Below are 25,404 nucleotides of genomic sequence, written 5' to 3'. Positions count from 1 at the left end.
CGTTAGGGTGGAGGCATGCGACGCGCAATCTGCCCCGGCTCCTTCGACCCGATCCACCTGGGCCACGTGGCCGTGATCCGCCGCGCGTGTCGGCTCTTCGAGGAGGTGATCGTGGCGGTGTCCACGAACCCCAATAAGAAGCACCGCTTCGACGAGCAGACGCGGCTGCGGCTCGTGCGCGAGGTGTTTGCGGATCAACCCGCGGTGGTCGTGGAGCCGCTCAAGGCCGGCTTGATTGCCGATTACGCGGCCGATCGTGACGCCGTGGCGCTGGTCAAGGGCCTGCGCAACGGCGCCGATTATGACTACGAGCTACCCATGGCCACCATGAACCGCACCCTGACCGGGGTCGAGACGGTGTTCGTCCCGGGGGAGCCGTCGCTGCTGCATTTATCCTCTACGCTCGTCATGGAAGTCCACGGTCTGGACGGGGACGTCAGCAACTTTGTCCCGCCCCAGGTCCTGGAGGCCATCAAGGGACGCGACCGCGCTGCTTAGTCGCGTTCTGCCCCCACCGCGTGGCTCGTCACCTTGCGTGCGTGCTACCATGATCTGTCGGCCCATGTCGTCAGCCAGGAGTTTCGTGAATAACCGCAATAGTTCAGCCCTCACGCACAGCGTTCGGGATCTCGAACATCGTCCGGGGACCATGCGAAACCTGGAGGTCGAGGTGCCCGCACCGAAAGATTTCGGTACGGCACTCATAGGTTCGCCAGAAGGCGCGCCCATGGATCTGCAGCTTCGACTCGAATCCGTGCACGACGGTATTCTGGTATCCGGAACCGTCATCGTCAGTATTCACGGTGAGTGCAGCAGATGTCTCGACCCGATTGACTATGATTTACCGGTCGACGTACAAGAACTTTTCATGTTCGATGCCTCCCCCGTTGGTGACGAGGACATCGAAGATGAGCAAGTGTATGAAGTCCGGGACGAGGAGATCGACCTCGAACCGATGCTTCGGGACGCAGTGCTCACTCAACTGCCGTTCCAACCGGTGTGCCGGGCTGATTGCCCGGGCTTGTGCGCCCAATGCGGTGCACGGCTCGAGGATGACCCGGATCACCACCACGAAGTGCTGGACCCCCGTTGGTCCGCTCTGGAAGGGCTGCTGAACAGCGCCGACCAGGGTTCTGACACTTCGGATCAGACAACCGAGACGAGAGAAGAGAGATAACCGTGGCTGTTCCCAAGCGGAAACTTTCCCGTGCGAATACCCGGATGCGCCGCTCCCAGTGGAAGGCTAACGCCCCCAAACTGGTGAAGACCGTGGAAAACGGCAAGGTGAGCTACAGCCTGCCGCACCAGGCCAAGGTCGTTTCCGATTCCGCCGGTACCCCCTTGTTCTATGAGTACAAGGGACGCAAGGTAGCTGACGCATAAGCGTGACTACCATGCCGGATCCCGGTGCATTGCTTGAGCGTCTCGGTGTCGATATCGACACCGAGACGCTTCGCATTGCGCTGACACATCGCTCCTACGCGTACGAACACGAGGGCGAAAAACACAACGAGCGCCTCGAGTTCCTGGGGGATGCGGTCCTCCAGTTGGCCGTGACGGATGAGATCTTCCACCGTTACACCGACTGGAGCGAGAGCCAATTGGCCAAGCTCCGCGCCTCCGTGGTGTCCTCACGCACTCTCGCGGACATCGCACGATCGCTGGAGCTCGGTCCGCACATCCGCCTGGGTAAGGGCGAGATCCGCACCAAAGGTAGCGAAAAGCCCTCGATTCTCGCGGACACCATGGAAGCCTTGATCGGCGCGACCTACGAATCCGCCGGGGATGCGCCCGCCCGCGACCTGGTGCTGCGGCTGATCATTCCGCTGCTCGAAGACTCCCACGTGCTTCATGAAGGTCGTGACTGGAAGACCGAGATCAGCGAGCTCGCCGCCCACCACGGGCTGGGGCCCGTCCGGTACGACGTCGCGGGCACCGGCCCCGACCACGCCCGCCACTTCGCGGCGTCCGTGTCCTTGAACGGCACGGTATTGGGTCACGGCGAGGGCACCTCCAAGAAGGCCTCAGAACGCTCCGCCGCCGCGGCGGCCTGCCAAGCCGTCTACGACCGCCACGGTCCCAAGGCCTGAGCCCGTGCCCGAACTTCCCGAAGTCGAAGTAGTACGACGCGGTGTGGCCAACTGGGTGGTCGGTCGCACCATTGAGCACGTCACCGTCAACGACGAACGCTCCCTGCGCCGCCATGTGGCCGGCCCCCAAGATTTCATCAATCGGGTGACCGGGCTGACCGTCACGGACGCGCAGCGTCGCGGAAAATTCCTGTGGTTGCCCGTCACGGAGTCTCACGAGACCGATGCGAACCGAGCCCTGCTGGTCCACCTGGGGATGAGCGGGCAGCTTCTCGTGGCCTCCGACGGCCAACCTGCGCCACGCCACGAACGGCTGCGCTTCGATCTGTCCCCGGCGCCGTCGGACACCGGCGAGCAGTTGCCGGAACAGCTGCGCTTTGTGGACCAGCGGATCTTCGGCGGAATGCTGCTGGACCCGCTGGTGCCCAGCCCGCAGGGCGGGGGATCGGTGCCGGAGCACGCCGCTCACATCGCCCTGGATCCCTTAGACCCTATGTTCGACACGGCGGTTTTCCACGCTGCCCTGCGGCGCAAGAAGACCGGCATTAAACGCGCACTCCTGGACCAGGGGCTGATCTCCGGGATCGGCAATATCTACGCGGATGAAGCGCTGTGGGCCGCTCAATTGCACTGGGCGGCGCCCACCGAAACGATGACCGCGGCCAAGACCCAGCGACTGATCGAAGCGTGCCAGGCCGTGATGCGCCGGGCGTTGGACGCCGGCGGCACGAGCTTCGATTCGCTGTATGTCAATGTGAACGGTGAGTCCGGGTACTTCGCCCGCTCCCTGAACGCCTACGGGCGGGCGGGGAAGCCGTGTGACCGGTGCGGTGCGCCCATTGAGCGGGTGAAGTTCATGAACAGATCGAGTTATTTCTGCCCGGTCTGCCAGCGAAAACGTTAGCTGAGCGGTCGTGTCCGTCGCGACGACGAGTGGCAGGCGGATCCCGGTCGTGGTGGCGTTACCTCGATGTGCAGTACATCAAGGTATAGCGAGCAGCATCGCCGTGGAAGCTCGAGAGCGGGCCACCTTGCTAGCTCGCGCTAGAGTTCAAGTGCGCCGCCGCAGATTGCGGTAGGCGCTCGTCAGCTGTCCGATGGTCAGCATCTCCACCATGAGTCAGGAGGGTGGCAGCTCGGGAGAGGAGTAGGTCGTGAGGTAATGCGAGCGCCGAGCGGTGAACCAGCGAGTCCTCACCGGCGTCCGGCGTTCCGCGGAGGCGCTCCTCGCAGGTGTCCCTGACGGTCTTCATGAGACCGACGTGCTGCCTCGATGCTGGAAGTGCGAGGCGTTCATGTACCGATGAGGATCGTCGGAGGTCGTCGCCATGCGGTCAGTCAGGGCCGCGCGCACGGCGACCTCGACCCGCTCGAGAGCGTCCATGACCAGGAGCCGCAGCGCACGATCGAAGACGTAGAGGTCCAGGACGTCATTGAATGACGTCCCATTGTGAAGCAGGTAATCGGACCCGCCCTGCTGGAACGGAATCGTGTACGGGGATAGCCGGTAGTAGCCGAGGTGCCGCAGGTACCGTCGGGTTCTACCCCGATCGGGAACATGGAGCCCGCGGTCGACGAGGCGGCCCAGCAGATCATCGAAACTCAGAGGTGGCTTGTCGAAGAGAAGCGAGCCGCGCGGCCGCAGTGGTCGAGGCATCAGTGTTCCTCCGGGCTCGAGGCAGAGAAAAATCCCCCAAGTGCGCATCGTGGAGAGGCGTGGGGGATGTAGTGGTGTCAGGCCAGCACGGCTGGTCCGAGCCTTCCAATGGTGTAGACGGACGCGGCGCATGAGCACGACCGGGCTTCCATGGAGCCTCGCTCATCACAACTCTGCTCAGGGCCTTTGCTCGTCGGCCCGTGGCGTCGGAGTCGTCGACTCGTCCGCGGATGCCTCCTCGGTCTTCGCGCACGGCGCGGCCCAGCTCGCCAGTAGCTTCAGGTTTTCCTCGTGAGACGATCCGGGCTCGGCGGTGTAGATGGACAGGTCGTGCCAAGCGCGTTTGCCGGTGGGGAGGTCGACGGACTGGTAAGTCAGTTCAATTTCACCGATCTCGGGGTGCTGCAGGCGCTTGGTGCCCTCGTGGCGGATGCGGATGTCGTGGGAGGCCCAGTACGCGGCAAAATCCTCGCTAGCTGTGGACAGTTCACCGATGAGCTCGCGCAGCGTCTTGTCGTAGGGCTCGCGGCCGGCCTCGGCGCGCAGCAGCGCGACGGTCGCGGCAGCTCCTGATTCCCAGTCGACGAAGAAGTCCTTGGAAGACTCGTCGAGGAAGTGGTAGCGGGCGAAGTTCGCAGTCCCGTCCACTGTGGTGGGGCTGTCGAACATCGGGGCGTGCAGGGCGCGACCGAGAGCGTTGGACCCGATGACGTCGAGGCGGCCGTTGCGGACGAATGCTCCTGACATGGTGATGGAGTCGAGCATCCACTGCACCTGCGGCGTGATCGGGACGTCCCGACGGCGAACGGCCTTGCGACGGGCCGGCTTCGCGGCCCGGGCCAGATCGTGGAGGTAGGTGCGTTCGTCGTCGTCGAGGCGCAGCGCCTCGACGACGGCGTCGAGGACGTCGGCTGAGACTTCGCCGACATGGCCCTTCTCCAAGCGGGTGTACCACTCGGTGCTAACCCCGGCGAGGACGGCGACCTCTTCGCGACGCAGGCCGGGCACGCGTCGGCGCGCGCTGGTGGGTAGGCCGACCACGTCGGGAGTCAACTTCGCACGCCGACTGGAGAGAAAGCCCTTGATGTCGTCGCGATTATCCATGGTTCAAGCATAGAAGCGATGCCTTCCGCGAAGGGGGTTGATCCTCTGCCCCCTATGAGCTCGAACTTCTCCGCCTACGCGATCAGCGATCAAATGGATAACGACCGATCATCGTCCATTCGCCTACGAGGTATCCATGCACAACGAAGCGCCCACGGCTTCCGTCCAGACGCAGTCCGCGACCCGCGGCACTTCCCCGAAAGCCCGACTCCCACTCGTCGTCTACGTCCTGGCGCTGGGCACGTTCCTCATGCTCACCACCGAGTTCGTGATCGCCGGGATCCTGCCTGACATCGCCAGCGATCTGCGCATCTCGCTGGCCCAGGCGGGTTCCCTGATCATCGTCTTCGCAGTCGGCATGGTCATCGGCGCGCCCCTGCTGGCACTGCTGACGATGCGGCTGTCGAAGAAGCTCACCCTCCTCATCGCCTTGGTCGTCTTCATCGCCGGGCACGTGGTCGTTGCCCTCAGCTCGGACCTCACGATCCTCACGGTCGCGCGCTTCGTCACCGCCCTGGCCACGGGCGCGTTCTGGGCGGTCTCTGCGGTCGTCGCCTCGAACATGGTCGGCTCCTCCTTGAAGTCCTCCGCCGTGGGGGTGGTGGCCGCAGGCGGCTCGCTGGCCACGGTGCTCGGCGTACCGATCGGCGCGTTCCTCGCCCAGCACGTGGGCTGGCGGGGCACCTTCTGGGCTCTCGGAATCGCCGCGGCCATCGCTGTGGTGTTCATCGTGCGGCTGGTCCCCGCAGACGAGGCGCACTCGCAGGGGTTAGCGCTGTCCGGGCTCGCGGATCTGCGTTCATCGCGGCTCTGGCTCATCCTGGCCGCGTGCCTGACCACCACGGGCGGCGTGCTCGCTGCGTACTCGTTCATCGCGCCGATCCTCACCGACCACGCAGGCGTTTCCGCCGGCCTCGTTCCACTGGTGCTCGCCGGATTCGGCATCTGCTCCTTCCTCGGCACCCTCCTCGGCGGACGACTGGGCGACAAACACGCCCACGCCGTGACGATCGCGACCCCCGCGCTGACCACGCTCGTGCTGCTCGCGATGGCCCTGCTGACGGGATCGACCTGGACCACCGTCGTCCTCGTCGTGCTGCTGGGAGCGTTCGGACTCAGCGCCAACAGCGTGCTCATCCACCTCGCCGTCGACTACGCAGGCCGGGCGGCAACCCTCGGATCAGGACTGGCCGTCGCAGCGTTCAACGCTGGCACCGCCATCGGCACCACGATCGCCGGAGCCACTCTCGCCTCACCCCTGGGCCTCGCTGGACCGGCGACCGTCGGCACCGTCATCGTCGCTCTCACACTGATCCCGACCATCGCGCTCGGTATTCTCGGCCGCAGCAGTCGGCCCGCGGCCGAGCCCGCGCCGGTCGCCGCCTGAACCGCCCCACAACGATTATTCGCTTCTATCCCACCTGGAGGTTCCACGAGCATTCCCACCGTCACGTTGAACAACGGCGTCGTCCTGCACCAGGCCCTGCCCAGCCGCTTCGACCTCACCATTGACGCCTACCGCGCCCTGGAGCAGCTGCTTGCCGACGGCAAGGTCCGCGCTATCGGGGTCAGCAACTTCATGGCCGAGCACCTCGACCGGCTCCTCGACGCCACCGACGTGGTGCCGGCGGTCAACCAGCTGGAGATCCATCCCTACTTCCACCAGGCCAAGCTGCGGGCCAAGGGCGAGGCCCTGGGCATTCTCTCGCAGGCGTGGTCGCCCATTGGCGGAGTCGTGTCCTACGAGGACACCGCGTTCTCCACGCCGTTGGAGGACCCGGCCATCGTCTCCATCGCCGAGGCGCACGGGAAGACTCCCGCGCAGGTCATCCTGGCCTGGCATCTGCAGGAGGGTCGCCGCGTGATCCCGAAATCGACCAACCCGGCCCGTATGGCGCAGAACCTCGACGTCTTCGACATCGAGCTCACCGGTGAGGAGCTCGCCCGGATCAATGCTCTCGACGCGGGCGTCCGCGGTGGCCCCGAGCAGGAGGACATGATCCTCGAGATCCACGGGCAGAACATCCGCGACGCCTGAACCAGACTTGTGGTTCGACGCCACTCCTGGCGCGACCACTACACGCCCAGACCACACAAGAAGGAGAAACGACCATGACCACCACCGTCAACGCCTACGGAGCAATCTCGGCTACCGACCCGCTGGAGCCGATGACCATCGAGCGCCGCGACCTGCGTCCCCACGACGTGCTCATCGACATCGACTACGCCGGCATCTGCCACTCCGACATCCACACCCTCCGCGGAGAGTGGGGCGAGATCGCGTACCCGCAGGTTGTCGGCCACGAGATCGTCGGTCACGTCGCCGCCGTCGGCTCCGAGGTCACGAAGCACAAGGTCGGCGACCGGGTCGGCGTCGGTTGCGAGTCCGGCTCCTGCGGCCAGTGCGAGCAGTGCGCCAAGGGCGAGGAGGTCTACTGCTTGAAGGGCAACATCCAGACCTACGCCGGCGTGGACGTCGACGGCACCATCACCCAGGGCGGCTACTCGCAGGCCACCGTCATCGACGAGCGCTTCGTACTGAGCGTGCCCGAGGCGCTGCCGCTGGAGAAGGTCGCCCCATTGCTGTGCGCGGGCGTCACCCTCTACGCCCCGCTGAAGCACTGGAATGCCGGACCGGGCACGAAGGTCGCGATCATCGGCATGGGCGGCCTCGGCCACGTCGGCGTCAAGCTCGCCCACGCCCTCGGCGCAGAGGTCACCGTCCTCTCCCGCACGCTGGCGAAGAAGGACGACGGTCTCGCCTTCGGCGCTGATCACTACTTCGCCACCGAGGACCCGGCCACCTTCGCCGACCACCAGGCCGAGTACGACCTCATCCTCTCGACGGTCTCCGCGGGCATCGACTACGACGCCTACGTCGACCTGCTCGCCGTCGACGGCACACTCGTCCTCCTCGGAGCACCGACCGACGCGCTGAGCGTCACGCCGATGAAGCTCATCTCCCACAGGCGGTCTATCGCCGGATCGGCCAACGGCGGCATCGTCGACACCCAGGAGATGCTCGACTTCTGCGCCCAGCACGACGTGCTGCCCGAGACCGAGCTGATCGCGGCGGACGACATCAACGCGGCGTACAAGCGCGTCGTCGACTCCGACGTCCGCTACCGCTTCGTCATCGATGCCATGACGTTCGGCTGACCCTTCGTCGTCCGTCCCCTCAGCAGATCCGGAGGAGCCATGAGCACCACAGTCCGAGGGATCGTCGTCGACCGCACCGGCGGCCCCGACGTGACCGAAGTCGAGCCCGGTGACCGGGTCGCCTACGCACGCTGGCGCGTCGGTACGGCAACGATCTCGCTGTGGTCTGGATCGATGCCCATCCCGACTCGGACACCCCGGAGACCGGCTACGACGGCTTCCACGCCATGGCCGCTTCCGTGCTGCTCGGGTACGGCGACCCGGAGATTCTCGATCTGCTCCCTGCGACCGTGGATGCGCAGCGGTTCGCCTACGCCGGCCTCCACGCGGGGGAGGAGGATGCGCTGGACAACGTCCGGCAGTGGGACATCCCGGTCTTCGGCCCTGATGATCTGCGCGAGATCACCGGGCCGCTGCTGGACTGGCTTGCCGAGACGGGGGCGGGCAAGGTCGCCATCCACCTGGACGTGGACGTCGTCGACAGCGACGAGGCGGTCCTCGGTCTGGGCACGGTGCCCGGGGGACTGAGCCGCGCACAGGTCCGCCGCATGATCGTCGACCTCTCCGCGCAGGCCGACGTCGTCGGGCTCACCGTTGCGGAGTACGTGACCCGCAACTTGCTCCAGCTCCAGGAGATGCTCGACGGCCTGCCGCTCATCGACGAGGACGGTCTGCACTGACCCCTGCTCGAGCTCCAGCGCCGACAAACATGACATCGAGCACCAGACTGCTCTCGCGGAACATGCCCAGAAGGAGAGATCACAATGACTGCACCCGAATTCTTCGTCACTCCCGGAAACGGGGACCGCAATCGCGAGTTGTTCCACTACTCGCAGGCGGTCAAGATCGGTGACCGGATCGAAATCGCCGGACAAGGCGGCTGGAACGACGACTGGCAGTTCCCCGAGAAGCTCAGTGACGAAATCGACCAGGCCTTTCTCAACATCAACCGAACACTGGCGACCGCGGGGGCCTCCTGGGACCACGTCGTCATCGTCCGCTCCTACCACGTCGACACCGACTCCGCGACCGTGGAGACCATGGCCGACCGGCTTCGTCGCTACCTGCCCGACCAGCCGCCGGTGTGGACCAACATCGGCGTCGCGGCACTGGGAGACGAGAACATGCGCGTCGAGATCGAAGTCACCGCTGTCCTGCCCGACTAAATCGCGATCTTCCCGCGTGGGCATCGCGGGAACGGCGTGATGCAGGTGGCCTCCGGCCCTCATCGATCGCGATCCGCTCCACCACTGCCGACGAAGCGATGAACCATAAGCCGGCAGCTCACGGACTGAGCAAAACACGGCCGATCCGGTCTGCGCAGGATGCTGCTTCGGCGCTCCTCAGTGGACGTCTCCATCGGCTACCTGGCGCTCCTTCTACCGGGGTTCTGCCTGTGGGTCGGCTACGGAATCGCTTCCGATGACACCGCCCTGGTCATCCCCCACACGGTGGCGACAGTCATCGCTGGCGTGACCATCGCGGTCGCCGTGCGCCTGCGTCGCATCGCGACCGACGACGCGCCAAGAATGTCTCCGAACTAACGGGATCCCACCTGACGGGTCCGGGCTCCATCGGGTCCATGTCTTCAAGCGTTCGCGCGATGTGGTCACCTACGACGCCTGATCTCCCCGTCGAGTGCCACACTCGCTGAGGTAGACGTGCCGACGAGAACCGGGCCGGTGCGCAGCGCATGGCCCTGCTCAGTTGCAGGTAGCGGCCGAGGACAGCTGGAGAGTGGGCCATGGTGGAGACCATGTCGCCCACGGTGCCGTGGCTCTCGACGAGGTCACCGAGCAACTCGCGCGACGCGCCGACGGCGGTCCCACCGGCTTAGGCGGTCCAATCGGGGGCATGGGTGAATCCTCCTTCGTGCGTTCGTGTGCGCTGCTCGTCGGGCAGATCAGGATTTGATGAGCCGGGTGATGGCGTCGCTGGCTTCCTGGATCTTGGCGATGGCGGCGTCGTCGTCGCCCTGCTTGGCGGCGTCGAGGACGCAGTGCTTGAGGTGGCCGTCGAGCAGTCCGGTGGCGACGCCCTGCAGAGCCCGGGTAAGCGCGGAGACCTGGGTGAGGATGTCGATGCAGTACTTCTCGTCGTCGATCATCTTGGCGATGCCGCGGGCCTGGCCCCCGATGCGCCTCATGCGCGCCAGGTAGCGGTCCTTGTCGCTGATGTAGCCGTGCTGGTGGGCCTCGGCGTGGGTGCCGGTCTCGGTAACCGTGCTGTCGGTGGAAGCGTCGGCGGCGGCGTCGGTGGTCATGAGCGTGTCCTTCACTTCTGGCGCTCCAGGACGGAGCGGGTGCTGGCTTCGGGTGTGAGGTCGATGCGCCGCAGCAGCTGGGCGTTGAGCGCGACGACGACGGTGGAGATCGACATCAGGATCGCGCCGACCGACATCGGCAGGACGAACCCGACGGGCGCGAGGACGCCGGCTGCGAGCGGGACGGAGAGCAGGTTGTATCCGGCGGCCCACCACAGGTTCTGCTTCATCTTCCGGTACGCGGCCCTTGAGAGCTGGATGACCGAGAGCACCGAGCGCGGGTCGGAACTGGCGAGGATGACCCCGGCCGACGCGATGGCGACGTCGGTGCCCGCTCCGATGGCGATGCCGACGTCGGCCTGCGCGAGGGCGGGGGCGTCGTTGACACCGTCGCCGACCATGGCAACCTTCTTGCCCTCGTGCTGCAGCTGGGCGACCTTCGCGGACTTGTCCTCGGGACGGACGCCGGCGAAGACGCGGTCGATGCCGAGCTCCTGGCCGACCTCGTTCGCCACGGCCTCGGCGTCGCCGGTGATCATGACGACCTCGACGCCCAGCTCGTGGAGCGCGTCGACGGCGTCGCGGGACTCCGGCCGGACCTCGTCGGCGAGCTTGAGGCCGCCGACTACCTGCCCGTCGCGCAGGACGTGGAGGATGATCGCGCCCTCAGAGCGCCACTCCTCGGCCGCGTCGACCTCGGACTGTTCGGTCTCTTCGAGCAGCCGGGGCCCGCCGACGCGGATCTCGTGGCCGGCAACGGTCGCGGTGACGCCGACGGCGGGTGAGGAGGTGAAGCCGCTGCCGGGCTCGAAGGCGAGGCTGCGATCCTTCGCGGCGGCGACGATGGCCCGGGCGAGCGGGTGCTCGCTGTCGGCCTCGGCCGAGGCGGCCAGGGCGAGGACCTGGTCGGCGTCCAGGTCGCCCGTCGGCTCGACGCCGGTGACGGTGGGCTCGCCCCGGGTCAGCGTGCCGGTCTTGTCGAAAAGCACCGCGTCGACCTGACGCATGGACTCCAGCGCGAGGCGGTCCTTGACCAGGACGCCGCCGCGGGCGGCGCGCTCGGTGGCGATGGAGACGACCAGCGGGATCGCCAGGCCCAGGGCGTGGGGGCAGGCGATGACGAGCACGGTGATGGTGCGAATGACGGCGTCGTCGGGGCTGCCGGTCAGCGTCCAGACGACCGCGGTGATCAGCGCTGCGCCGAGGGCGAACCAGAACAGCCAGGCGGCCGCGCGGTCGGCGATGCGCTGGGCGCGGGAGGAGGAGCCCCGCGCCTCGGCGACGAGTCGGTTGATGCCGGCCAGGGCCGTGTCGTCGCCGGTGGCGGTGATCTTGACCCGCAGGCCGGAGTCGGTGGCCACGGTGCCGGCGGTGACCGGGTCGCCCTCGCCTCGGGCGACCGGGCGCGACTCGCCGGTGATCATCGACTCGTCGATGTCCGCCTGGCCGTCGACGACGGTGCCGTCGGCGGGGACGCTGCCACCGGGGCGGACGATGACGACGTCGCCCACGCGCAGTTCGGCGGGGCCGACCTTCACGACGTCGTCGCCCTCGACGCGTTCGGCCTCGTCGGGCAGCAGCGCGGCCAGGGAGTCCAGCGCGGAGGTGGTCTGGGCCAGGGAGCGCATCTCGATCCAGTGGCCGAGCAGCATGATCACGATCAGCAGCGCCAGCTCCCACCAGAACTCGAGCTCGTGGTGCACGAGCCCGAGGGTAGCGGTCCAGGAGGCGAGGAACGCGACGGTGATGCCGAGCGCGATCAGCAGCATCATTCCCGGCTGGCGGCTCTTCAGCTCGCTAACGGCACCGGTGAGGAACGGTGTGCCGCCCCAGGCGTACATGACGGTGCCGAGCACAGCGGCGACCCAGCCCGCCCAGCCCGGCACCGAATAGCCCAGCAGCATGGCGAACATCGGCGAGAGCGCGACCACCGGGACCGCGATGACCAGGTTGATCCAGAACAGCCGGCGGAACTGGCCCACGTGGTCCCCATGACCGCCGTGGCCACCATGCCCGCCGTGCTCCGCGTGGTCGCCGTGCTGCATGCCGTTGCCCTGGTGGCCGGCGTGCGGGACGTCCCCGTGGCCCGGCGCGGTCGACGCGACAGCGTCGTGGTCGCTGTGCGCGATCTCGTCGGCGACCTCGCCGTGGAGATTATGGTGCGCGGTTGGGTCCGTCATTGCTCTTCGCTTCTCCTCGTTCTTCCCCGGTCTTCCCTTCGATCGGGTCGTGTGTGTCTCGCCGCGGGCCTTGCAGGGCCCGCGGCGGCCGGTCAGGAGGCCGGCTGGATCTCGCTCTCGACGACCCACTTGTGGTTGGTCATCGTCATGCCGTCGGCCTCGTAGTCGACCATGTAGACGGTCTCGTCGGTGGAGGAGGCGATGGTGGCCTTCGCGCCCTTCATGTGCTCGGCCTCGTGGGTGACCTCGGTGCCGTCGGCCAGGCGCTGGTCACCGGCGTCCTTGATCTCCTCCTGCACGACCCACTTGTGGTCCTTGACCGGGTCGCCACCGGTCGTCGGGGTGAAGTTCACCGCGTAGGTGTAGGTGTCGAATGCGCCGACGATCGTGGCCTTCGCGCCGTCCATGCCCTCCATATGGTCGGCGGTCAGCGTCACCTTGGTGCCGACCGGGTACTTCGGCGACGCGGCCTTCTCGATGCCCGCGGGTGCGGGGCCGCCGTCCATCGGGTGGTCCATCCCGCCGCCGTCGCTGCCGGTCGAGCTGCCGCTTCCGTGGCCCTGATGCTGACTGGTCGACGAGGGCGTCGCCTGGTCCTGGTCCCCGCCGGTGCTACACCCGGTCAGCACGAGTGCTCCGCCGAGCACTCCTGCGGCGATGGCTGTCGTGAGGTGCTTGCGCATATGGTCTCCTATTCGCTTAGTCTGACCTGATCAACCCTATACCCCAGTGGGGTATAGATCAAATGGCCGGTCATCGCGTTCGTGAGGTGAGTAAGCGCAGATCGAGTCGGCGGGGACCGCAGCCGTGATGCCGCGGTCCGGCGCGTCGAAGGAGCAGGCCATGTTGGCGGCGTACTTGGCCGGATCGGAGTCGAAGGTCGGACCGTAGCCGGCGCAGCAGAACCAGTAGGGCCCGCCGTCGTAGTCGCAGAAGAGGCCCAGCGCACCGGCCGCCTTCTTGCTAACCGGGTTGCCGACCATGCCGGCGGCGAATGGTGCGAGACGCCGAAGATGCGTCTGGTCCGACCAATGTGTCTGGCCAGGACGTGACCCGCTCGATGGCGAACGGAGGAAGGTGCAGCAACTCACTTCGCCGACGACTACTTTGATGACTAACCGCGAGCCTGCCAGGATGGTTAGATGCAAGGTGAACAGGTCGTCAAAATTCGCGCATCATATGGTCCGGCCGAGTCCCCAGCCCTCGTTGAGATTTGGCGCAGCGCCGTGCGCGCGACGCACGACTTTCTCGAGGAGTCTGACTTCGATCGGATCGAGGGCAATCTTGCATCGGCCTATTTTCCTGCCGTGAGCCTGATCGTCGCCGAACGAGCCGGAGAACCGGTCGGCTTCGCCGGAATCGCTGAGGGAAATCTTGAAATGCTTTTCGTGACCGACGAGGCACGAGGGGAGGGCATCGGTACAGACCTGCTTAATGAGGCTATCGCCAATTTCGGGGTGACGAAGGTCGACGTGAATGAACAGAATTCTGGAGCCTGCGGTTTCTACCGCAGTCGAGGATTCGCACAGGTGGGACGCGACGTGCTCGACGGGGATGGGCGACCTTATCCGACCCTCCATCTGGAACTCAGCCAATAGCGGTAAGTGACCGCGTCTTGATCAGTTCATTCCAGCAGCGTGACGGCTCCGCTGCACAGGTCATAGACCGCCGGGTAGACGCTGGGGCCGACGTTCCAGAGCCGCCGTGAGCGGAAAGCGGGCACGGCGCGTGCGCATCAAGCGGTCCGCGATTTCTCGTCCCCCTTGAGTTCCGGGGACTCCGCTACATCCACGCTGGTCTTCCCGCTGGACGTCGCGCGGGGACGACGGCTGTACAGACGAGTTGCGCGCAGCCGTAGCCGCCGGGAACCGCCTGCAGCCGAGCCATCCGAACGTTGAGCTCGTCAGACACGGGGATGGCCATTGTGCTTGCGGTGATGGGTCAACGGCCGATGGCTCGATCGCCGCGAAGGGCCATGATCGTGCTCGTGGCCGTCATGATGGTCTTCTGGCGCCTCGGCGCAGAGAATCTCGCAGTACCAGTGCGAAATGGTGCTGCCGATCTGCGTGGGATAGGCCTCCGCGATGAGCGCCCCTTCCCAGAAGGGGCGGATGAATGTCGCGGACAGGTTGATGCTGGTGAAGGACTCTCCAGGGTTGACAAGGGTGGAGCAGGCCGTGCCGATCGTGGCGTCGGCGAGCTCGGTGGGGAATCCGCCTGGATCGTCCCCTGCTCATTCGCGAAGCGGTCATGGCGTGCATCGGTGTGGATGGTCACCATCCGCCCGAGGTACTCGAGGACCGACAGGTCAACAGACGCAAGTCCGGGGCCGACGGCGGGGTCGTCGGCGATCCGGGCATTCGGTGAAGGATCGGTCACAAACGAGTCGAGTCCGGGTACTTCGCCCGCTCATTGAACGCCTACGGGCGGGCGGGGGAGCCGTGTGACCGGTGCGGTGCGCCCATTGAGCGGGTGAAGTTCATGAGCAGATCGAGTTATTTCTGCCCGGTCTGTCAGCGGAAGCGCTAGTTAAACACGGTAGTCGATATTTATGACGAAGGTGTTCGTCACTACGATTAAATATGCATGCTATCCTCGCCACAGAGAAAGGGCATGTGTGATGAGCGGATATCGAATCAACCGTGAGCTGACCGAGTTCGGAAAACATGTGCGTGGCTGGCGCATGGTACTAGGGCTCACCGCGCAGCGGGTCGCCGAGCGCGCCGGAATTACACGGGACACCCTGCGCAAGATCGAGGCCGGGGACTCGGGGGTGGGATTCGGCAACGTTGCACAGGTGCTGCGCACCCTCGGTGTCCTCGATCAGGTCGTCGAGGCCGTCGACCCGCTCGGCAGTGACATCGGTCGTCTGCGCGCCGGCAACCTGACGAAAAAGCGTGCACGGTGACCACCGTCGAAGTTTATGTGGACCGGGCCGGACATCCGATCCTGGCGGGGCAGGCGCACTTCACCAGGCACCGCAGTCAAATTTCCACTACCTTCCTCTACGACCCGACCTACCTGATCGACGGCGGGACGAGTATCGACCCCGCCCTACGCCTCGTTTCTGGGGCGCAACACCAGGTCGGTCTCGTGCGGGCCTCTGCCGATAGCGCACCCGATCGCTGGGGCAGGAATCTCATCGAGAAGGCGGAGCGCGCTCGTGCCCGCAAGGAACACCGAGCGCCGCGCAGGCCGGACGATCTCGACTTTCTCCTGGGCGTCAGCGACGACACGCGACAGGGGGCCCTGCGGTATCGGATTGCCGGCGACCGGTCGTTCGTCGGCGAGCCGTCGCACGTTCCCCCAACTAATTTCATTCCCGGAGCTACTGCACGCCTCTGACCAACTCTCCACGGAGGACGATCCCAGCGCGGCGGTGAAGCAATTACTGGACACTGGCGCGATCGGCCTGGGCGGTGCGCGGCCCAAGGCATCCGTGCGCCTCGATGACAGCACTGGGAGCGAGCGATGGCGACCACCCTTCGCAACCACGGCTTCCTTGCCGAACACGGCTCCTGGAGGCTCAGCCCCGCCTTCGATGTGAACCCCAACCCAGACCCGTCGCGGCCACGCGCAACGTCAATCATGGGGGCCGATGCGCTGACCGATGAAGCCGAAGCATTGCTGCCGCTGGCCGAAGAATGCGGCATGGGCGCTCAACAGACCCTAGAGCGGGTTAGCTACATATTGGCAACGATGGCGGGCTGGCGCGACGCCGCACCCAGTCGTAGCATTCGCGAGCAGGAGATCGGGATGATGGCGGAGTCGATCGACGCGCGCTTGGCGGCCGTGACTGCCGTGGTGAGCTGAGCCGGACCACAGCGTTATGGCCAGGGGATCCTGCGTGCTGCCCGCCCCGAAGCCGCTCAACCTGCCCCCATCTATTCCGAACGCACGCTTTGCACATCGTTCATCGAATCGCTGCGACCGCTGCCAGCGGCGTCCGCGGCGCTCTCGGCCCTGACACGCTGATCGTCGGCGACCTCCATGACCCGTTCGGCCGCCACCGATCCGGTGTTGCGCTCGGGTCGCGGGTTGTCCTTGTAATGCTGGGCCAGGCGCTCCATGCCCTGATCGATCGTCACGGACGGCGTCCAGTCCAACAGCTCGCGCGTTTCCTTTTGATCGAACCAGTGCGCGGTGGACATCTGCTCCGCCAGGAACTCGGTCATGGGCGGTTCGGAATCATGCCCGCGCAGCTTGGCGGGAATGTACGGCCAAACCTTTTCGATGACCTTGCCCGCAATACGGGCGGCCTTGCCCGGGACGGAGCGGGTGGGGGCATCAACTCCGGCGGCGGCGCACATGCGGGCGACCAACTCTCCCACGGGACGGGGCTCGCCGTTGGTCACCACAAGGGCCTTGCCGTGGGTGACGTCAATGCGTTCGAGGCACCGGGCAATGGCCTCGGAGGCGTTATCGATGTACGTGGTGTCGATCATGGCCGCGCCGTGGTCGAGGTTGGGGAGGCGGCCAGCTGCTGCGCGGTCCACGATCCGCTCCACGAGCTGGGTGTCGCCCGGGCCCCACACGATGTGCGGGCGAATGGCGGCGACTTGCAGGCCGCGGCCATCGGTTTCCAGGGCCAGCAGTTCGGCGGCGGCCTTGGAACGCGCGTAGTGTCCGCGTGCGGTGCGAGGGTTGGCGGGTTCGGCGCCCACACCCTCGATCGAGGTCCCGGCATGCGCCACGGACGGGGAGGAGACGAACACGACGTTCTGCACACCGGCCTCCTGCGCGGAGCACAGCAGCACGCGGGTGCCCGTGATGTTCACGTGCACGAAGTCTCCCCAGTCACCGGCGAACGAGACCTTGGCGGCCAGGTGCACGACGTCGTCCACACCCTCCAGCGCCTTGGCCACGGCGTCCGGGTCGGTCACCGATCCGAGCACCTCATCCACGCCCTCGCGGTTGGCCACGGTGGCGTGTCCGCGCTGGAACACGCGCACGCGCCAGCCCTTCTCGAGCAGGGTGCGCGCGACCTCGCCGCCCAGCATGCCGGACGCGCCGGTCACCAGGACGGTGCGGCCCTTGCCGGTCAGCTCGCCTTCGGTCGCGGTGGAGCCGACCTCGGCGCGTTGCGTGGCGTTCGTCGCGTCGGGGGCCGACGACGTCGCCGTCGGCGCCTTGCTCTCGCGGCCGTCGGCACCGTCTCCGGGGGCGCCCGCACGGTGGCGGCCGGCGCGGGAGAGGGGGTCGGGGGTGATTTCTGGTGAATTGCTCACGGTGCGCTCATCTTTCCGCCGGAAAGTACGCGCTCAGCCCATTGGCTCAACGCGGCCCGATCAATCTTGGAATTGTGTCGGATATCGGTGGGGTGTTCCGGAATTACCATAACCGCGCTCGGGCGGATTCCGGTGGCGAATTCCACCGTGGACCGCACCCGTTCGGCGAGGTCACCGGGGGCCAGTCCCGGTTTCTGGGGCGCCGGGTCCGTTTCGATCACCGCCACCGTGGTCTGCGAACCCTGCGGGCCAATCCCGACCAGTGCCGTGCGACCCACACCGGGCACCGTTTCGGCCGCGTGCTCGGCAGCGACCGGGGTGACGGGCCCGCCGGACGTCTTGATCACGTGCGCCAACCGGCCTTCGACCCACAGCCGTTCGTTCGCGTCGAAATGGCCGACGTCGCCGGTTCGGTGCCAGCCCGGGGTCTGATCGGAAATGCGTTCGGTGATCCACAACCGGTCGTAGTGGTCCTTGGCGTGCGGTGCCCGGGCCACGATCTCGCCGGTGACACCCGGTTCGGTGGTGATCTCATCGGTGACGTTGCCGGAGCTGTCGAGCGGTAGGACACCCAGCTGGGCGCCGTGGACGGGAGTGCCCACGCACACCCCATTGCCCGCACCGACCATGCCGCGCTGGGCATCCTCCCGCGCGGCTCGAATGACGTCCAGGCTGACATCCGTGAGCGGCAGGGCTTCGGTCATACCGTACGGCGTGTGCAACTCCGCGGCCGGGAGCAACGTCTGGAGGCGCTCCAACAGCGCTTCCGGAATCGGGGCGCCAGCCGAGAGCATCAGGTCGACCCGGGCGAGCGCATCGCGCTGCGCCGGGGCGAGCTCATCCGCGGTCGCCAGCACATTGTCGATGGCCGCCGGTGAGGCGAAAATCGCGGTGGCGTCAATGGCCATGACGGCCTCCGCCAGCGCCCGTGCGGTCAATGTCTTGGGTTGGGTCACGTCCATGTCCGGGGTGACGGAGGCCGCGCCCAGTGCCGGGCCCAACAATGCGAACGGTGCGAAGCCGGCCACCAGACCGGTTCCGGCGCGCAGACCGTAGGTCACGCGAATGGCATCGCGCATGCTCGCCATTTGACGGTGTGTGTACACCACGCCCTTGGCGGGGCCGGTGGAACCGGAGGTGAACAACACGGCGGCCTCGGCGTCGGGATCCACGAGCGGCAGTTCGCCGGGGTTCACGGTGGTCACCGAATCCAGGAGCTCCGGAACCGTGTGCTCGACACCCAGGGCCCTCTTGGTCACGGGATCCAGGCTCACCGCGGAGATCTTACGCCCCGGCCAGCCGAGGGCCTTGGCGCCCACCAGGGCCTTGCGAATCCCGATGAACCAGTCGGGGGAGGAACCTTTGAGCGCGCGGGTCAAACCCTTGCGACCCAGGCCCTGATCAGCGACCACAATGACGGCGCCGATGCGCAGGCACGAGTAGATCAGCGTGGTCAGCAGCGACCCGGGGGGAACCATGAGGTTCACGCGATCGCCGGGGCGCACACCGGTGCGCAGCAGAGCGGCACCCAAACGGTCGACCTGGGAACTGAGCTGCGCCCAGGACACGGTGCGTTCCACGTTCAAGGCCGGTGCGGTGCCGTCCACGGTCTGGGCCACGGGGCCCATGTCGACCACGGCGGGGGAGTCATCGGTGCGCCGTGCCTCGAGTTCGGCAAAAAACGGTGAGAAGTCGTCCGAGGCGTTGGCGCGCTTCTCCCGGTGCTGCTGGGTGACGGGGAGGCCATCGCCGAAGTGCTCGTCGAGCCACGTGAGGATGGGTGCTGCGATGTCGCGGGATTCACCGACCAGGTGCTTGGCGCCTTCGAAACGGTGCACATCCGCGTGCGGCGCCCGGCGCAAGAGGTCGTCCAGGTAGCGCTGCTGGAACACCGGGTCGTTGGTGCCCCACAACAGGAGGGTGGGGACCTCACGTGCGCTCATGCGACCGGCAATGCGCTCGTAGTCGGCGTGCGAGGGATGATCCTCGGGTGCGGGAATGTCGGCCACGAAATTGGCAATGGCCTGGCGGCGCTCACGCGTGCGGTACGGGGCCTTGAACGCCTTCTTCACTTCACTGCTCGGCGCGGGATCGGCCAGGGCGAGCGTGGTGTCCAGAAACGCGGTGGTGTGCTTGGTGAGTGGTTCGTGCAATGCGGAGTTCAGGGCCACCTGCAACGCGGTGGGGATCGACTCCGCATTGTCGTGGTGCACCGCGGTGTTGGTCAGGATGGTGGCCGCATGAATGCCAGGATGTTCCTGGGCCCAGCCCTGGGAGATCAGACCACCCCAGTCGTGAGCCAGTGTGACCACGGGGACGTCCGCGGTGTCGATGCCGAGTTCGGCGGTGAGGTCGCTCAGGTCCTGGACCCGGTCCTGCAAGCGGCGGAACAGTCCCGTGCGCTCGGAGAAACCCATGTCCAGCTGGTCCACGGCGACCACGCGCCAGGGCTGTTCGGCTTCCGTGGCGGCCTTGAGCACGCTGCGCCACAGGTAGGACCACGTGGGGTTGCCGTGCACCGCCAGGATGATGCCGCGGTCAGCCACGCCCGCCTTCTCCAAGGCGGGGCCGTTGTCCAGCAGGTGCCAGCGGCGCTTGCGCCCGGGCACGGGTTCCACGGCTGCCGTGGAAGCCACCGTGACGGTGGTGGACCACGCCGGATCGACACCCGGAAGGGCAACTTCGGTCATCGGCAGTCGAGGACCGGTCTGGGGCGATCGAGAGGTCTTCTTGCTCACGGTTGAACTCCAGTTTCTCTCAGGCGTTACCAGGCCAGTTCCATCAGGGTCGTGTTCAGGCCGGACCCGACACCCAGACACAGCACCCGGTCACCGGGCGTCAACGTCTCGGCTTGCAGCGCGAGGGTCATGGGCAGGGCGGCCGCGGCCACATTGCCCCAGAAGGGAAAGGTCAGCGGCACGCGGTCGGGGTCCAGTCCCATGTCCGCAATGAGCTTGTTGGTGTGCGAGTTGGAGACCTGGTGGGTCACGTAGCTGTCCATGTGAAGCCAGTCCCACCCTTCGCTCTCGGCCTCTCGCATAGCGTCGACCACGAGGCCCACCCCGTGATTGAGCAGTCCGGTGGCGTTGGTGATCATGCCTTCCTCGCCCCCCACACACAGCTCGTGGTACTGCGTGCCCGCCCGGGTGACGGAACCAACGATGCGGTGCCCGTCCGGGTGCCGGTCCGCCGGGCCCACCACGGCGGCGGCCGCACCGGAACCCAGGGTGAGGGTGGCGAACTCCTGGACGACCTGATCCCGGGTGACGCCGGGCTTTTTCAGCCGCTCCACGGCCGCGCGGTGCCACCGCAGTGGGTCCTCGCCGTTGACGATGAGGGCGTACTCGACGGCACCCGAGTCGATCATGGAGGACGCCACGGTCAAGGCGTTGAGAAAACCCAGGCACGCATTGGTGATGTCGAAGTTCAATGCCGAGCTGGGCATGCCCAGCCGGTGATGGATGCCCACGGCCACCGCTGGTTCGTAGTCGTCGCGGGTGACCGAGGAGTTGATGAACAACCCGATCTGCTCGGGCTTGATGCCTGCCTGGTCCAGCGCGGCCTGCCCCGCTTCGGTGGCGCCGTCCGAGAAGTGGCGCCCCGGGGCCCACATGCGGCGTTCCTCGATCCCGGCCAGTCGTTCGAGGAGACCGCGGGGTAAGCGCACGCGCTTGAAGGTGTCGGCGAGCTCGTCATCGAACCGCGTTGAGGGGACCACCTCGTCTGCTTCCACCTTGGTAATGGACAGCACGGCTGCATTGCGGTTTTTAATGGTTGAGTTTCCGATCAACGTGGCGCTTTCGAGACAGGGCTCTCTCCGCGCCGTGCTGAATCTGGAAGTGATTCAACACCGTGGGCGCTCGAGCGAGCAGGCGGACTGGACCGGCTCAGTCTATCGACCAGGTCGAACCTTGCAGCCAGTGGCGTTCAGCCGTTTCTCTGCAGGCTGACTATTACCGGGCCCCGGATCCCCGGGCCCGCGCGGGTACAGTGGTGTGGTTGCGCGGGCCCGCCAACCCCCGGACGGGCGCCGCGCGGTGGTGAACATCTCACGCTAGGAGCCCCATACGTGCACTTGAAGACCCTCACCCTGCGCGGTTTCAAGTCCTTCGCTTCGGCCACCACCTTCCATTTCGAACCCGGTGTCACCGCAGTGGTGGGCCCCAATGGTTCCGGGAAGTCCAACGTGGTGGATGCCCTGTCCTGGGTGATGGGCGAGCAGGGGGCCAAGTCCCTGCGCGGCGGCAAGATGGAAGACGTGATTTTCGCCGGTACCTCCGGCCGTTCCGCGCTCGGACGCGCTCACGTGTCGCTGAGCATTGACAATGCCGACGGCGCCCTGCCCATTGAATACAGCGAAGTCACCATTTCCCGCACGCTGTTCAGGACGGGCGGTTCCGAATACGCGATCAATGGTCGCTCGTGCCGCCTGCTGGACATCCAGGAACTGCTGTCCGACTCGGGTCTGGGCCGCGAAATGCACGTGATCGTGGGACAGGGCCAGCTGGACCGCATCCTGCAGGCCACTCCCGAGGACCGGCGAGGCTTCATCGAGGAGGCCTCCGGAATTCTCAAGCACCGCCGCCGCAAGGAGAAGACCCTTCGGAAGCTCGATTCCCTGCAGGCCAATCTGGACCGCCTGGAGGATCTGGTGGGGGAGATCCAACGGCAGTTGACCCCGCTCGGCCGCCAGGCGCGCACGGCTCGGAAGGCACAACGTATCCAGTACGACGTGCGTGATGCCAAATCCCGGTTGCTCGCGGACGACCTCGAGCAGGCACGTGCCGCGTTACAGACCGACAGCGCCGCCAGCGCCACAACTCGGGCGGAGAAACAACGCCTCGAACAGCTCATGGAGCAGATTGCCGCGCGCCTGCGGGAGACCGAGGCGCACGCGGCGCGCACGGCACCCGTGCTCAATGCTGCTCGCTCCAGCTGGTACGAACTCAGTACCGTGCGTGATCAGTTCCGTGCGCTGTCCTCACTCGCGGGGGAGCGGCGCAGGCTCCTGGGGTCCACCGAACCGGAACAGGACACGGGCAAGGACGCCAACAGGCTCGAGGAGCAAGCCGAACGCAGCCGCGCGGAAGCTGCCGGACTCCACGAGCGGGTTGCCGAGTCCCGGGAGCGCCTGGCCTCCGTCGAGGCAGCCCGCCACGAAGCCGAGGAAACGGCGCGGGCGGCCGAACAGCGCACCGCTCACCTGGTGCGCGAGGCCGCTGACCGTCGAGCGGGTCAGGCGAAATTGGCGGCCGCCGTGTCCTCCGCCCGATCCGACCTGACCTCCGCGGAAGCCGACATCGAACGGCTGCGCGTGGAAATCAACGACGTGCTGGCCCGTTCCGAGAGCGCTCGAGGGGACCACGCTCAGCTGAGCGAACGCGCCGAAAGCCTGCGCACGGCAGCCGTGCGCAGCGCCGAGCTCGCGGACCACGCCCGTGAGACCACCGACCAGATCGAAACCGCCGCCCGCCGAGCAGAGGCCGAACGCCAGCGGGTGCTGCGCGAACAGCACTCCGTGACCGTTCGCCTGGACACCCTTCAGCAATCGATGCCGCAACCCGATGGGTCACGGGCGGTCTCCGCGAGCCATGGCGAGTCCGTGCTGGGCGCGGTATCGGACGCGATCCGCGTGACCGACGGCTGGGAACGCGCCGTGGGCGCCGCACTGGGGCCGTGGTCCGAGGCGCTCGCGGTTGCCTCCCACACCCGAGCGGCCGACATCTTTGCTTCGCTTCGTACCGAGGACTCGGGGCGCGTCAACGTCCTGGTGGCTTCCGGGCACGACGCCGCGGGCGAGCCGCCCGAGCTGAAACTCCCCGAGGGAGCGGTTCGGGCGGTCTCGGTGCTGTCCGGTGCTGCGCAAGCCTCCCAGGATTCGGCGGCACAGGCCATCCTCACCGCGGTGCGCGGCCTGCTCGCCGCCACGGTCCTGGTTCCCGATGCCCACACCGCGGTGGCCGTGTTGGATGCCGCCGCAGCATCCAAAGCCACGGGGATCCGTGCCGTGACCGCGAACGGCGATGTCTTCGGCACCCACCGAGCGCAGGGCGGCGCGGCAGAAGCCGCCGGCAGCCTCGAAATCCACGCGCAGATCGACACGGCCCGTTCGGAAGCCGCGCGATGGTCGCGCGAAGTGGAAGCGGCGTCCGCGGCGGCCCAGGACGCCGAAACCCGGCGGATCGAGGCGAGCGCCAAGGCCCGCGAAGCCGGCGGGCTCGCACGGGACCAGCAGAGGGCCGCCTCCGAGGCCGCAAATGCCCTGGGCCGGGCCGAAGCGGTGCTGGCCTCGGCGGATGCGGAACTGCAGCGCCGTCGTGAGGCCCTCGCCACCGCGGAGCAACGGCTCAGGGAGCGTGAGGTGCACTTACAGGACGCGGTAGTCCGTGCCGAGGCCGTGGACAGCGGCGACGAGGAAACCCTCGAGCGGCATCAGTTGGAAGCGGCGTCGGCCAAGGACCGGGCCGAACGCGCGGCACGGGAAGCGCGCGAAACCGAAACCCAGGCGCGACTGGCCCTGCGGGGGTTGGAGGAGCAGTATCGATCGGCGGATTCGCGGGCCACGTCGCTGGCCCGTGCGGCCCAGGCCGAGCGCGTGGCGCAGGCCGAGGCCGCCCGGCGCGCCGAACGACGCCGCGTGCAGGCCACCATTGCGCAGGCCGTGTCCCACGCCGCCGACCACCTGCGGCTGCGCGCCGAGGAATCCGTGACCGAGGCGGCCCGGGTCCGAGATGCAGCGGACGTGGAACGCGCAGGACTGGACGAGGCGGCCGGGCGGCTGCGCGCCGAACGCGACGATCTGGGGAAACAACTCAACGCCGTGACCGAACAATTACACCGTGAAGAACTGGACCTGGCGCAGCGTCGGGCGAGACTCGAGGCGCTCGAGAAGTCCTCGCTCGAAGAACTGGGGATGACGCCGGACTACCTGGTGGAGCACTACGGACCGCACCTGCCCGTACCCGACGCCGATGCCGTGCTGGAAGCCGCCCAGGACGCGGAGGAGCGCGAGGAAACCCAGGACCTCGCGCGCATGCCGGCCATGACGGATCCCGGTACGCCGTTCCGGCGTGCCGAGCAGGAGACCCGGTTGCGCCGGGCGGAAAAACAGCTCAAGGCGCTGGGCAAGGTGAATCCCCTGGCGCTCGAGGAATTCGCGGCGCTGGAGGAACGCCACAGTTTCCTGGTGGAGCAGCTGGAGGACGTCAAGAACTCCCGCGCGGATCTGCGCACCATCATCCGGCAGGTGGACGAGCACGTGGAACGCGTGTTCACCGAGGCCTTCCGGGACACCGCCGAGCAATTCGTGCGGGTCTTCGCGACCCTGTTCCCCGGGGGTGAGGGGCAGCTGCGCCTGACCGACCCGGACGACATGCTCACCACCGGTGTGGATGTGGAGGCGCGCCCGGCGGGCAAGAAGATCAAGCGACTGTCGCTGCTGTCCGGTGGCGAGCGCTCGCTGACCGCGCTGGCGTTGCTCGTGGCCATCTTCAAGGCCCGGCCCTCACCGTTCTACGTGATGGACGAGGTCGAGGCCGCCCTGGACGACCGCAACCTGGGCCGCCTGCTGAGCATTTTCCAGCAGCTGCAGGAGAGTTCGCAGCTGATCATCGTGACGCACCAGAAGCGCACCATGGAGATCGCGGACGCCCTCTACGGCGTGTCCATGCGCGGTGACGGGGTGAGCCTGGTGGTGGGGCAGAAGCTCACGGAGTTGCGCTGA

The 25,404-nt window shown here is 66.9% G+C and carries 26 protein-coding genes and 1 pseudogene; 17 read left to right on the top strand and 10 right to left on the bottom strand.

Going from position 1 to position 25,404, the window contains the following annotated elements; translation table 11 throughout:
- Positions 1-15 precede the first annotated feature (15 nt).
- The 5 genes from coaD (at position 16) to mutM (ending at position 2,994) form a co-directional block, all read left to right on the top strand.
- A complete protein-coding gene (coaD, locus tag ABEA06_RS11405) occupies positions 16-498 on the top strand; it encodes a pantetheine-phosphate adenylyltransferase (RefSeq protein ID WP_303383675.1) in 483 nt (160 codons plus the stop codon).
- An 85-nt stretch (positions 499-583) separates the two neighbouring features.
- Complete coding sequence (locus tag ABEA06_RS11400; protein ID WP_303383676.1) at positions 584-1,177, top strand: YceD family protein; 594 nt, start codon at positions 584-586, stop codon at positions 1,175-1,177.
- Between the two features lie 2 nt (positions 1,178-1,179).
- Positions 1,180-1,383 (top strand): 50S ribosomal protein L32, encoded by a 204-nt coding sequence (rpmF, locus tag ABEA06_RS11395; protein WP_031273047.1) that lies wholly within the window; start codon positions 1,180-1,182, stop codon positions 1,381-1,383.
- Between the two features lie 2 nt (positions 1,384-1,385).
- Entirely contained in the window at positions 1,386-2,090 is a 705-nt protein-coding gene (rnc, locus tag ABEA06_RS11390; RefSeq protein ID WP_303383677.1) for a ribonuclease III, read from the top strand.
- Positions 2,091-2,094: 4 nt separating this feature from the next.
- A complete protein-coding gene (gene mutM / locus ABEA06_RS11385) occupies positions 2,095-2,994 on the top strand; it encodes a bifunctional DNA-formamidopyrimidine glycosylase/DNA-(apurinic or apyrimidinic site) lyase (RefSeq protein WP_345311563.1) in 900 nt (299 codons plus the stop codon).
- 345 nt (positions 2,995-3,339) lie between these two features.
- Here the strand turns inward: mutM and ABEA06_RS11380 are convergent, their stop codons facing one another.
- Positions 3,340-3,747, bottom strand: coding sequence for an Abi family protein (locus ABEA06_RS11380; RefSeq protein WP_345311562.1), 408 nt, complete (start codon positions 3,745-3,747; stop codon positions 3,340-3,342).
- 177 nt (positions 3,748-3,924) lie between these two features.
- Positions 3,925-4,851 (bottom strand): helix-turn-helix transcriptional regulator, encoded by a 927-nt coding sequence (locus tag ABEA06_RS11375; protein ID WP_345311561.1) that lies wholly within the window; start codon positions 4,849-4,851, stop codon positions 3,925-3,927.
- 136 nt (positions 4,852-4,987) lie between these two features.
- On the opposite strand from ABEA06_RS11375, the gene ABEA06_RS11370 reads away from it, so the two are divergent.
- From ABEA06_RS11370 to ABEA06_RS11345, 6 genes are all read left to right on the top strand, one after another.
- Entirely contained in the window at positions 4,988-6,238 is a 1,251-nt protein-coding gene (locus ABEA06_RS11370) for an MFS transporter (RefSeq protein WP_345311560.1), read from the top strand.
- 66 nt (positions 6,239-6,304) lie between these two features.
- Positions 6,305-6,889, top strand: coding sequence for an aldo/keto reductase (locus ABEA06_RS11365; RefSeq protein ID WP_345311559.1), 585 nt, complete (start codon positions 6,305-6,307; stop codon positions 6,887-6,889).
- Between the two features lie 74 nt (positions 6,890-6,963).
- Positions 6,964-8,010 (top strand): NAD(P)-dependent alcohol dehydrogenase, encoded by a 1,047-nt coding sequence (locus ABEA06_RS11360; RefSeq protein ID WP_345311558.1) that lies wholly within the window; start codon positions 6,964-6,966, stop codon positions 8,008-8,010.
- Between the two features lie 131 nt (positions 8,011-8,141).
- Positions 8,142-8,690: an arginase family protein gene (locus ABEA06_RS11355; protein ID WP_345311695.1), complete on the top strand. Its 549-nt coding sequence runs from the start codon at positions 8,142-8,144 to the stop codon at positions 8,688-8,690.
- Positions 8,691-8,774: 84 nt separating this feature from the next.
- On the top strand, positions 8,775-9,176 hold the full coding sequence (locus ABEA06_RS11350) for a Rid family hydrolase (protein ID WP_345311557.1): 402 nt from the start codon (positions 8,775-8,777) through the stop codon (positions 9,174-9,176).
- Between the two features lie 159 nt (positions 9,177-9,335).
- Positions 9,336-9,554, top strand: coding sequence for a hypothetical protein (locus tag ABEA06_RS11345; protein ID WP_345311556.1), 219 nt, complete (start codon positions 9,336-9,338; stop codon positions 9,552-9,554).
- Positions 9,555-9,913: 359 nt separating this feature from the next.
- Here ABEA06_RS11345 and ABEA06_RS11340 read toward each other — a convergent pair whose 3' ends face one another.
- The 4 genes from ABEA06_RS11340 to ABEA06_RS11325 form a co-directional block, all read right to left on the bottom strand.
- The gene (locus tag ABEA06_RS11340) at positions 9,914-10,273 is read right to left on the bottom strand and encodes a metal-sensitive transcriptional regulator (RefSeq protein WP_345311555.1); all 360 of its coding nucleotides are present in this window, start codon (positions 10,271-10,273) and stop codon (positions 9,914-9,916) included.
- An 11-nt stretch (positions 10,274-10,284) separates the two neighbouring features.
- Positions 10,285-12,453 carry a heavy metal translocating P-type ATPase gene (locus tag ABEA06_RS11335; protein ID WP_425559530.1) on the bottom strand — a complete coding sequence of 723 codons (2,169 nt, stop codon included), beginning with the start codon at positions 12,451-12,453 and terminating at the stop codon, positions 10,285-10,287.
- A gap of 92 nt (positions 12,454-12,545) precedes the next feature.
- Positions 12,546-13,136, bottom strand: coding sequence for a YdhK family protein (locus ABEA06_RS11330; RefSeq protein ID WP_345311554.1), 591 nt, complete (start codon positions 13,134-13,136; stop codon positions 12,546-12,548).
- A gap of 36 nt (positions 13,137-13,172) precedes the next feature.
- A complete protein-coding gene (locus ABEA06_RS11325; protein WP_345311553.1) occupies positions 13,173-13,436 on the bottom strand; it encodes a hypothetical protein in 264 nt (87 codons plus the stop codon).
- Positions 13,437-13,595: 159 nt separating this feature from the next.
- Between ABEA06_RS11325 and ABEA06_RS11320 the strand changes: the two genes are divergently transcribed.
- Positions 13,596-14,051, top strand: a complete 456-nt coding sequence (locus ABEA06_RS11320; protein WP_345311552.1) for a GNAT family N-acetyltransferase — start codon at positions 13,596-13,598, stop codon at positions 14,049-14,051.
- Between the two features lie 305 nt (positions 14,052-14,356).
- On the opposite strand, the pseudogene ABEA06_RS14590 reads toward ABEA06_RS11320, so the two are convergent.
- Positions 14,357-14,659, bottom strand: a pseudogene (locus ABEA06_RS14590) (PaaI family thioesterase); the annotation flags it as partial.
- A gap of 206 nt (positions 14,660-14,865) precedes the next feature.
- Here ABEA06_RS14590 and ABEA06_RS11315 point away from each other — a divergent pair.
- The 4 genes from ABEA06_RS11315 (at position 14,866) to ABEA06_RS11300 (ending at position 16,266) form a co-directional block, all read left to right on the top strand.
- Positions 14,866-14,982 carry a zinc finger domain-containing protein gene (locus ABEA06_RS11315; protein WP_425559529.1) on the top strand — a complete coding sequence of 39 codons (117 nt, stop codon included), beginning with the start codon at positions 14,866-14,868 and terminating at the stop codon, positions 14,980-14,982.
- Positions 14,983-15,073: 91 nt separating this feature from the next.
- Complete coding sequence (locus tag ABEA06_RS11310; protein ID WP_345311551.1) at positions 15,074-15,361, top strand: helix-turn-helix domain-containing protein; 288 nt, start codon at positions 15,074-15,076, stop codon at positions 15,359-15,361.
- Positions 15,358-15,798, top strand: coding sequence for a hypothetical protein (locus ABEA06_RS11305; protein ID WP_345311550.1), 441 nt, complete (start codon positions 15,358-15,360; stop codon positions 15,796-15,798). Before ABEA06_RS11310 ends, ABEA06_RS11305 begins: the two co-directional genes overlap by 4 nt.
- Before the next feature lie 126 nt (positions 15,799-15,924).
- Positions 15,925-16,266: a hypothetical protein gene (locus tag ABEA06_RS11300; RefSeq protein ID WP_345311549.1), complete on the top strand. Its 342-nt coding sequence runs from the start codon at positions 15,925-15,927 to the stop codon at positions 16,264-16,266.
- Between the two features lie 71 nt (positions 16,267-16,337).
- Here the strand turns inward: ABEA06_RS11300 and ABEA06_RS11295 are convergent, their stop codons facing one another.
- The 3 genes from ABEA06_RS11295 to ABEA06_RS11285 form a co-directional block, all read right to left on the bottom strand.
- Positions 16,338-17,681 (bottom strand): NAD-dependent epimerase/dehydratase family protein, encoded by a 1,344-nt coding sequence (locus ABEA06_RS11295; RefSeq protein WP_345311548.1) that lies wholly within the window; start codon positions 17,679-17,681, stop codon positions 16,338-16,340.
- Positions 17,678-20,371, bottom strand: a complete 2,694-nt coding sequence (locus tag ABEA06_RS11290; protein ID WP_345311693.1) for an alpha/beta fold hydrolase — start codon at positions 20,369-20,371, stop codon at positions 17,678-17,680. Before ABEA06_RS11290 ends, ABEA06_RS11295 begins: the two co-directional genes overlap by 4 nt.
- A gap of 74 nt (positions 20,372-20,445) precedes the next feature.
- A complete protein-coding gene (locus ABEA06_RS11285; protein ID WP_303381890.1) occupies positions 20,446-21,471 on the bottom strand; it encodes a 3-oxoacyl-ACP synthase III in 1,026 nt (341 codons plus the stop codon).
- A 279-nt stretch (positions 21,472-21,750) separates the two neighbouring features.
- Here ABEA06_RS11285 and smc point away from each other — a divergent pair, with 279 nt between their 5' ends.
- Positions 21,751-25,404 carry a chromosome segregation protein SMC gene (smc, locus tag ABEA06_RS11280; RefSeq protein ID WP_345311547.1) on the top strand — a complete coding sequence of 1,218 codons (3,654 nt, stop codon included), beginning with the start codon at positions 21,751-21,753 and terminating at the stop codon, positions 25,402-25,404.

Origin of the sequence: Kocuria gwangalliensis (genome assembly GCF_039544365.1) — a bacterium.
GTDB classification, from domain to species: Bacteria; Actinomycetota; Actinomycetes; order Actinomycetales; family Micrococcaceae; genus Kocuria; species Kocuria gwangalliensis.
The sequence above is the reverse complement of the archived record's forward strand: the minus strand, read 5'-3'. Positions and strand labels throughout refer to the sequence as shown.

Coding starts and splice junctions, on each gene's coding strand:
- coaD (WP_303383675.1), top strand. CDS start 16: ATGCGACGCGCAATCTGCCCCGGCTCCTTCGACCCGATCCACCTGGGC.
- ABEA06_RS11380 (WP_345311562.1), bottom strand. CDS start 3,747: ATGCCTCGACCACTGCGGCCGCGCGGCTCGCTTCTCTTCGACAAGCCA.
- ABEA06_RS11375 (WP_345311561.1), bottom strand. CDS start 4,851: ATGGATAATCGCGACGACATCAAGGGCTTTCTCTCCAGTCGGCGTGCG.
- ABEA06_RS11370 (WP_345311560.1), top strand. CDS start 4,988: ATGCACAACGAAGCGCCCACGGCTTCCGTCCAGACGCAGTCCGCGACC.
- ABEA06_RS11360 (WP_345311558.1), top strand. CDS start 6,964: ATGACCACCACCGTCAACGCCTACGGAGCAATCTCGGCTACCGACCCG.
- ABEA06_RS11350 (WP_345311557.1), top strand. CDS start 8,775: ATGACTGCACCCGAATTCTTCGTCACTCCCGGAAACGGGGACCGCAAT.
- ABEA06_RS11345 (WP_345311556.1), top strand. CDS start 9,336: ATGCTGCTTCGGCGCTCCTCAGTGGACGTCTCCATCGGCTACCTGGCG.
- ABEA06_RS11340 (WP_345311555.1), bottom strand. CDS start 10,273: ATGACCACCGACGCCGCCGCCGACGCTTCCACCGACAGCACGGTTACC.
- ABEA06_RS11335 (WP_425559530.1), bottom strand. CDS start 12,453: ATGACGGACCCAACCGCGCACCATAATCTCCACGGCGAGGTCGCCGAC.
- ABEA06_RS11330 (WP_345311554.1), bottom strand. CDS start 13,136: ATGCGCAAGCACCTCACGACAGCCATCGCCGCAGGAGTGCTCGGCGGA.
- ABEA06_RS11325 (WP_345311553.1), bottom strand. CDS start 13,436: ATGGTCGGCAACCCGGTTAGCAAGAAGGCGGCCGGTGCGCTGGGCCTC.
- ABEA06_RS11320 (WP_345311552.1), top strand. CDS start 13,596: ATGCAAGGTGAACAGGTCGTCAAAATTCGCGCATCATATGGTCCGGCC.
- ABEA06_RS11310 (WP_345311551.1), top strand. CDS start 15,074: ATGAGCGGATATCGAATCAACCGTGAGCTGACCGAGTTCGGAAAACAT.
- ABEA06_RS11300 (WP_345311549.1), top strand. CDS start 15,925: ATGGCGACCACCCTTCGCAACCACGGCTTCCTTGCCGAACACGGCTCC.
- ABEA06_RS11290 (WP_345311693.1), bottom strand. CDS start 20,371: ATGACCGAAGTTGCCCTTCCGGGTGTCGATCCGGCGTGGTCCACCACC.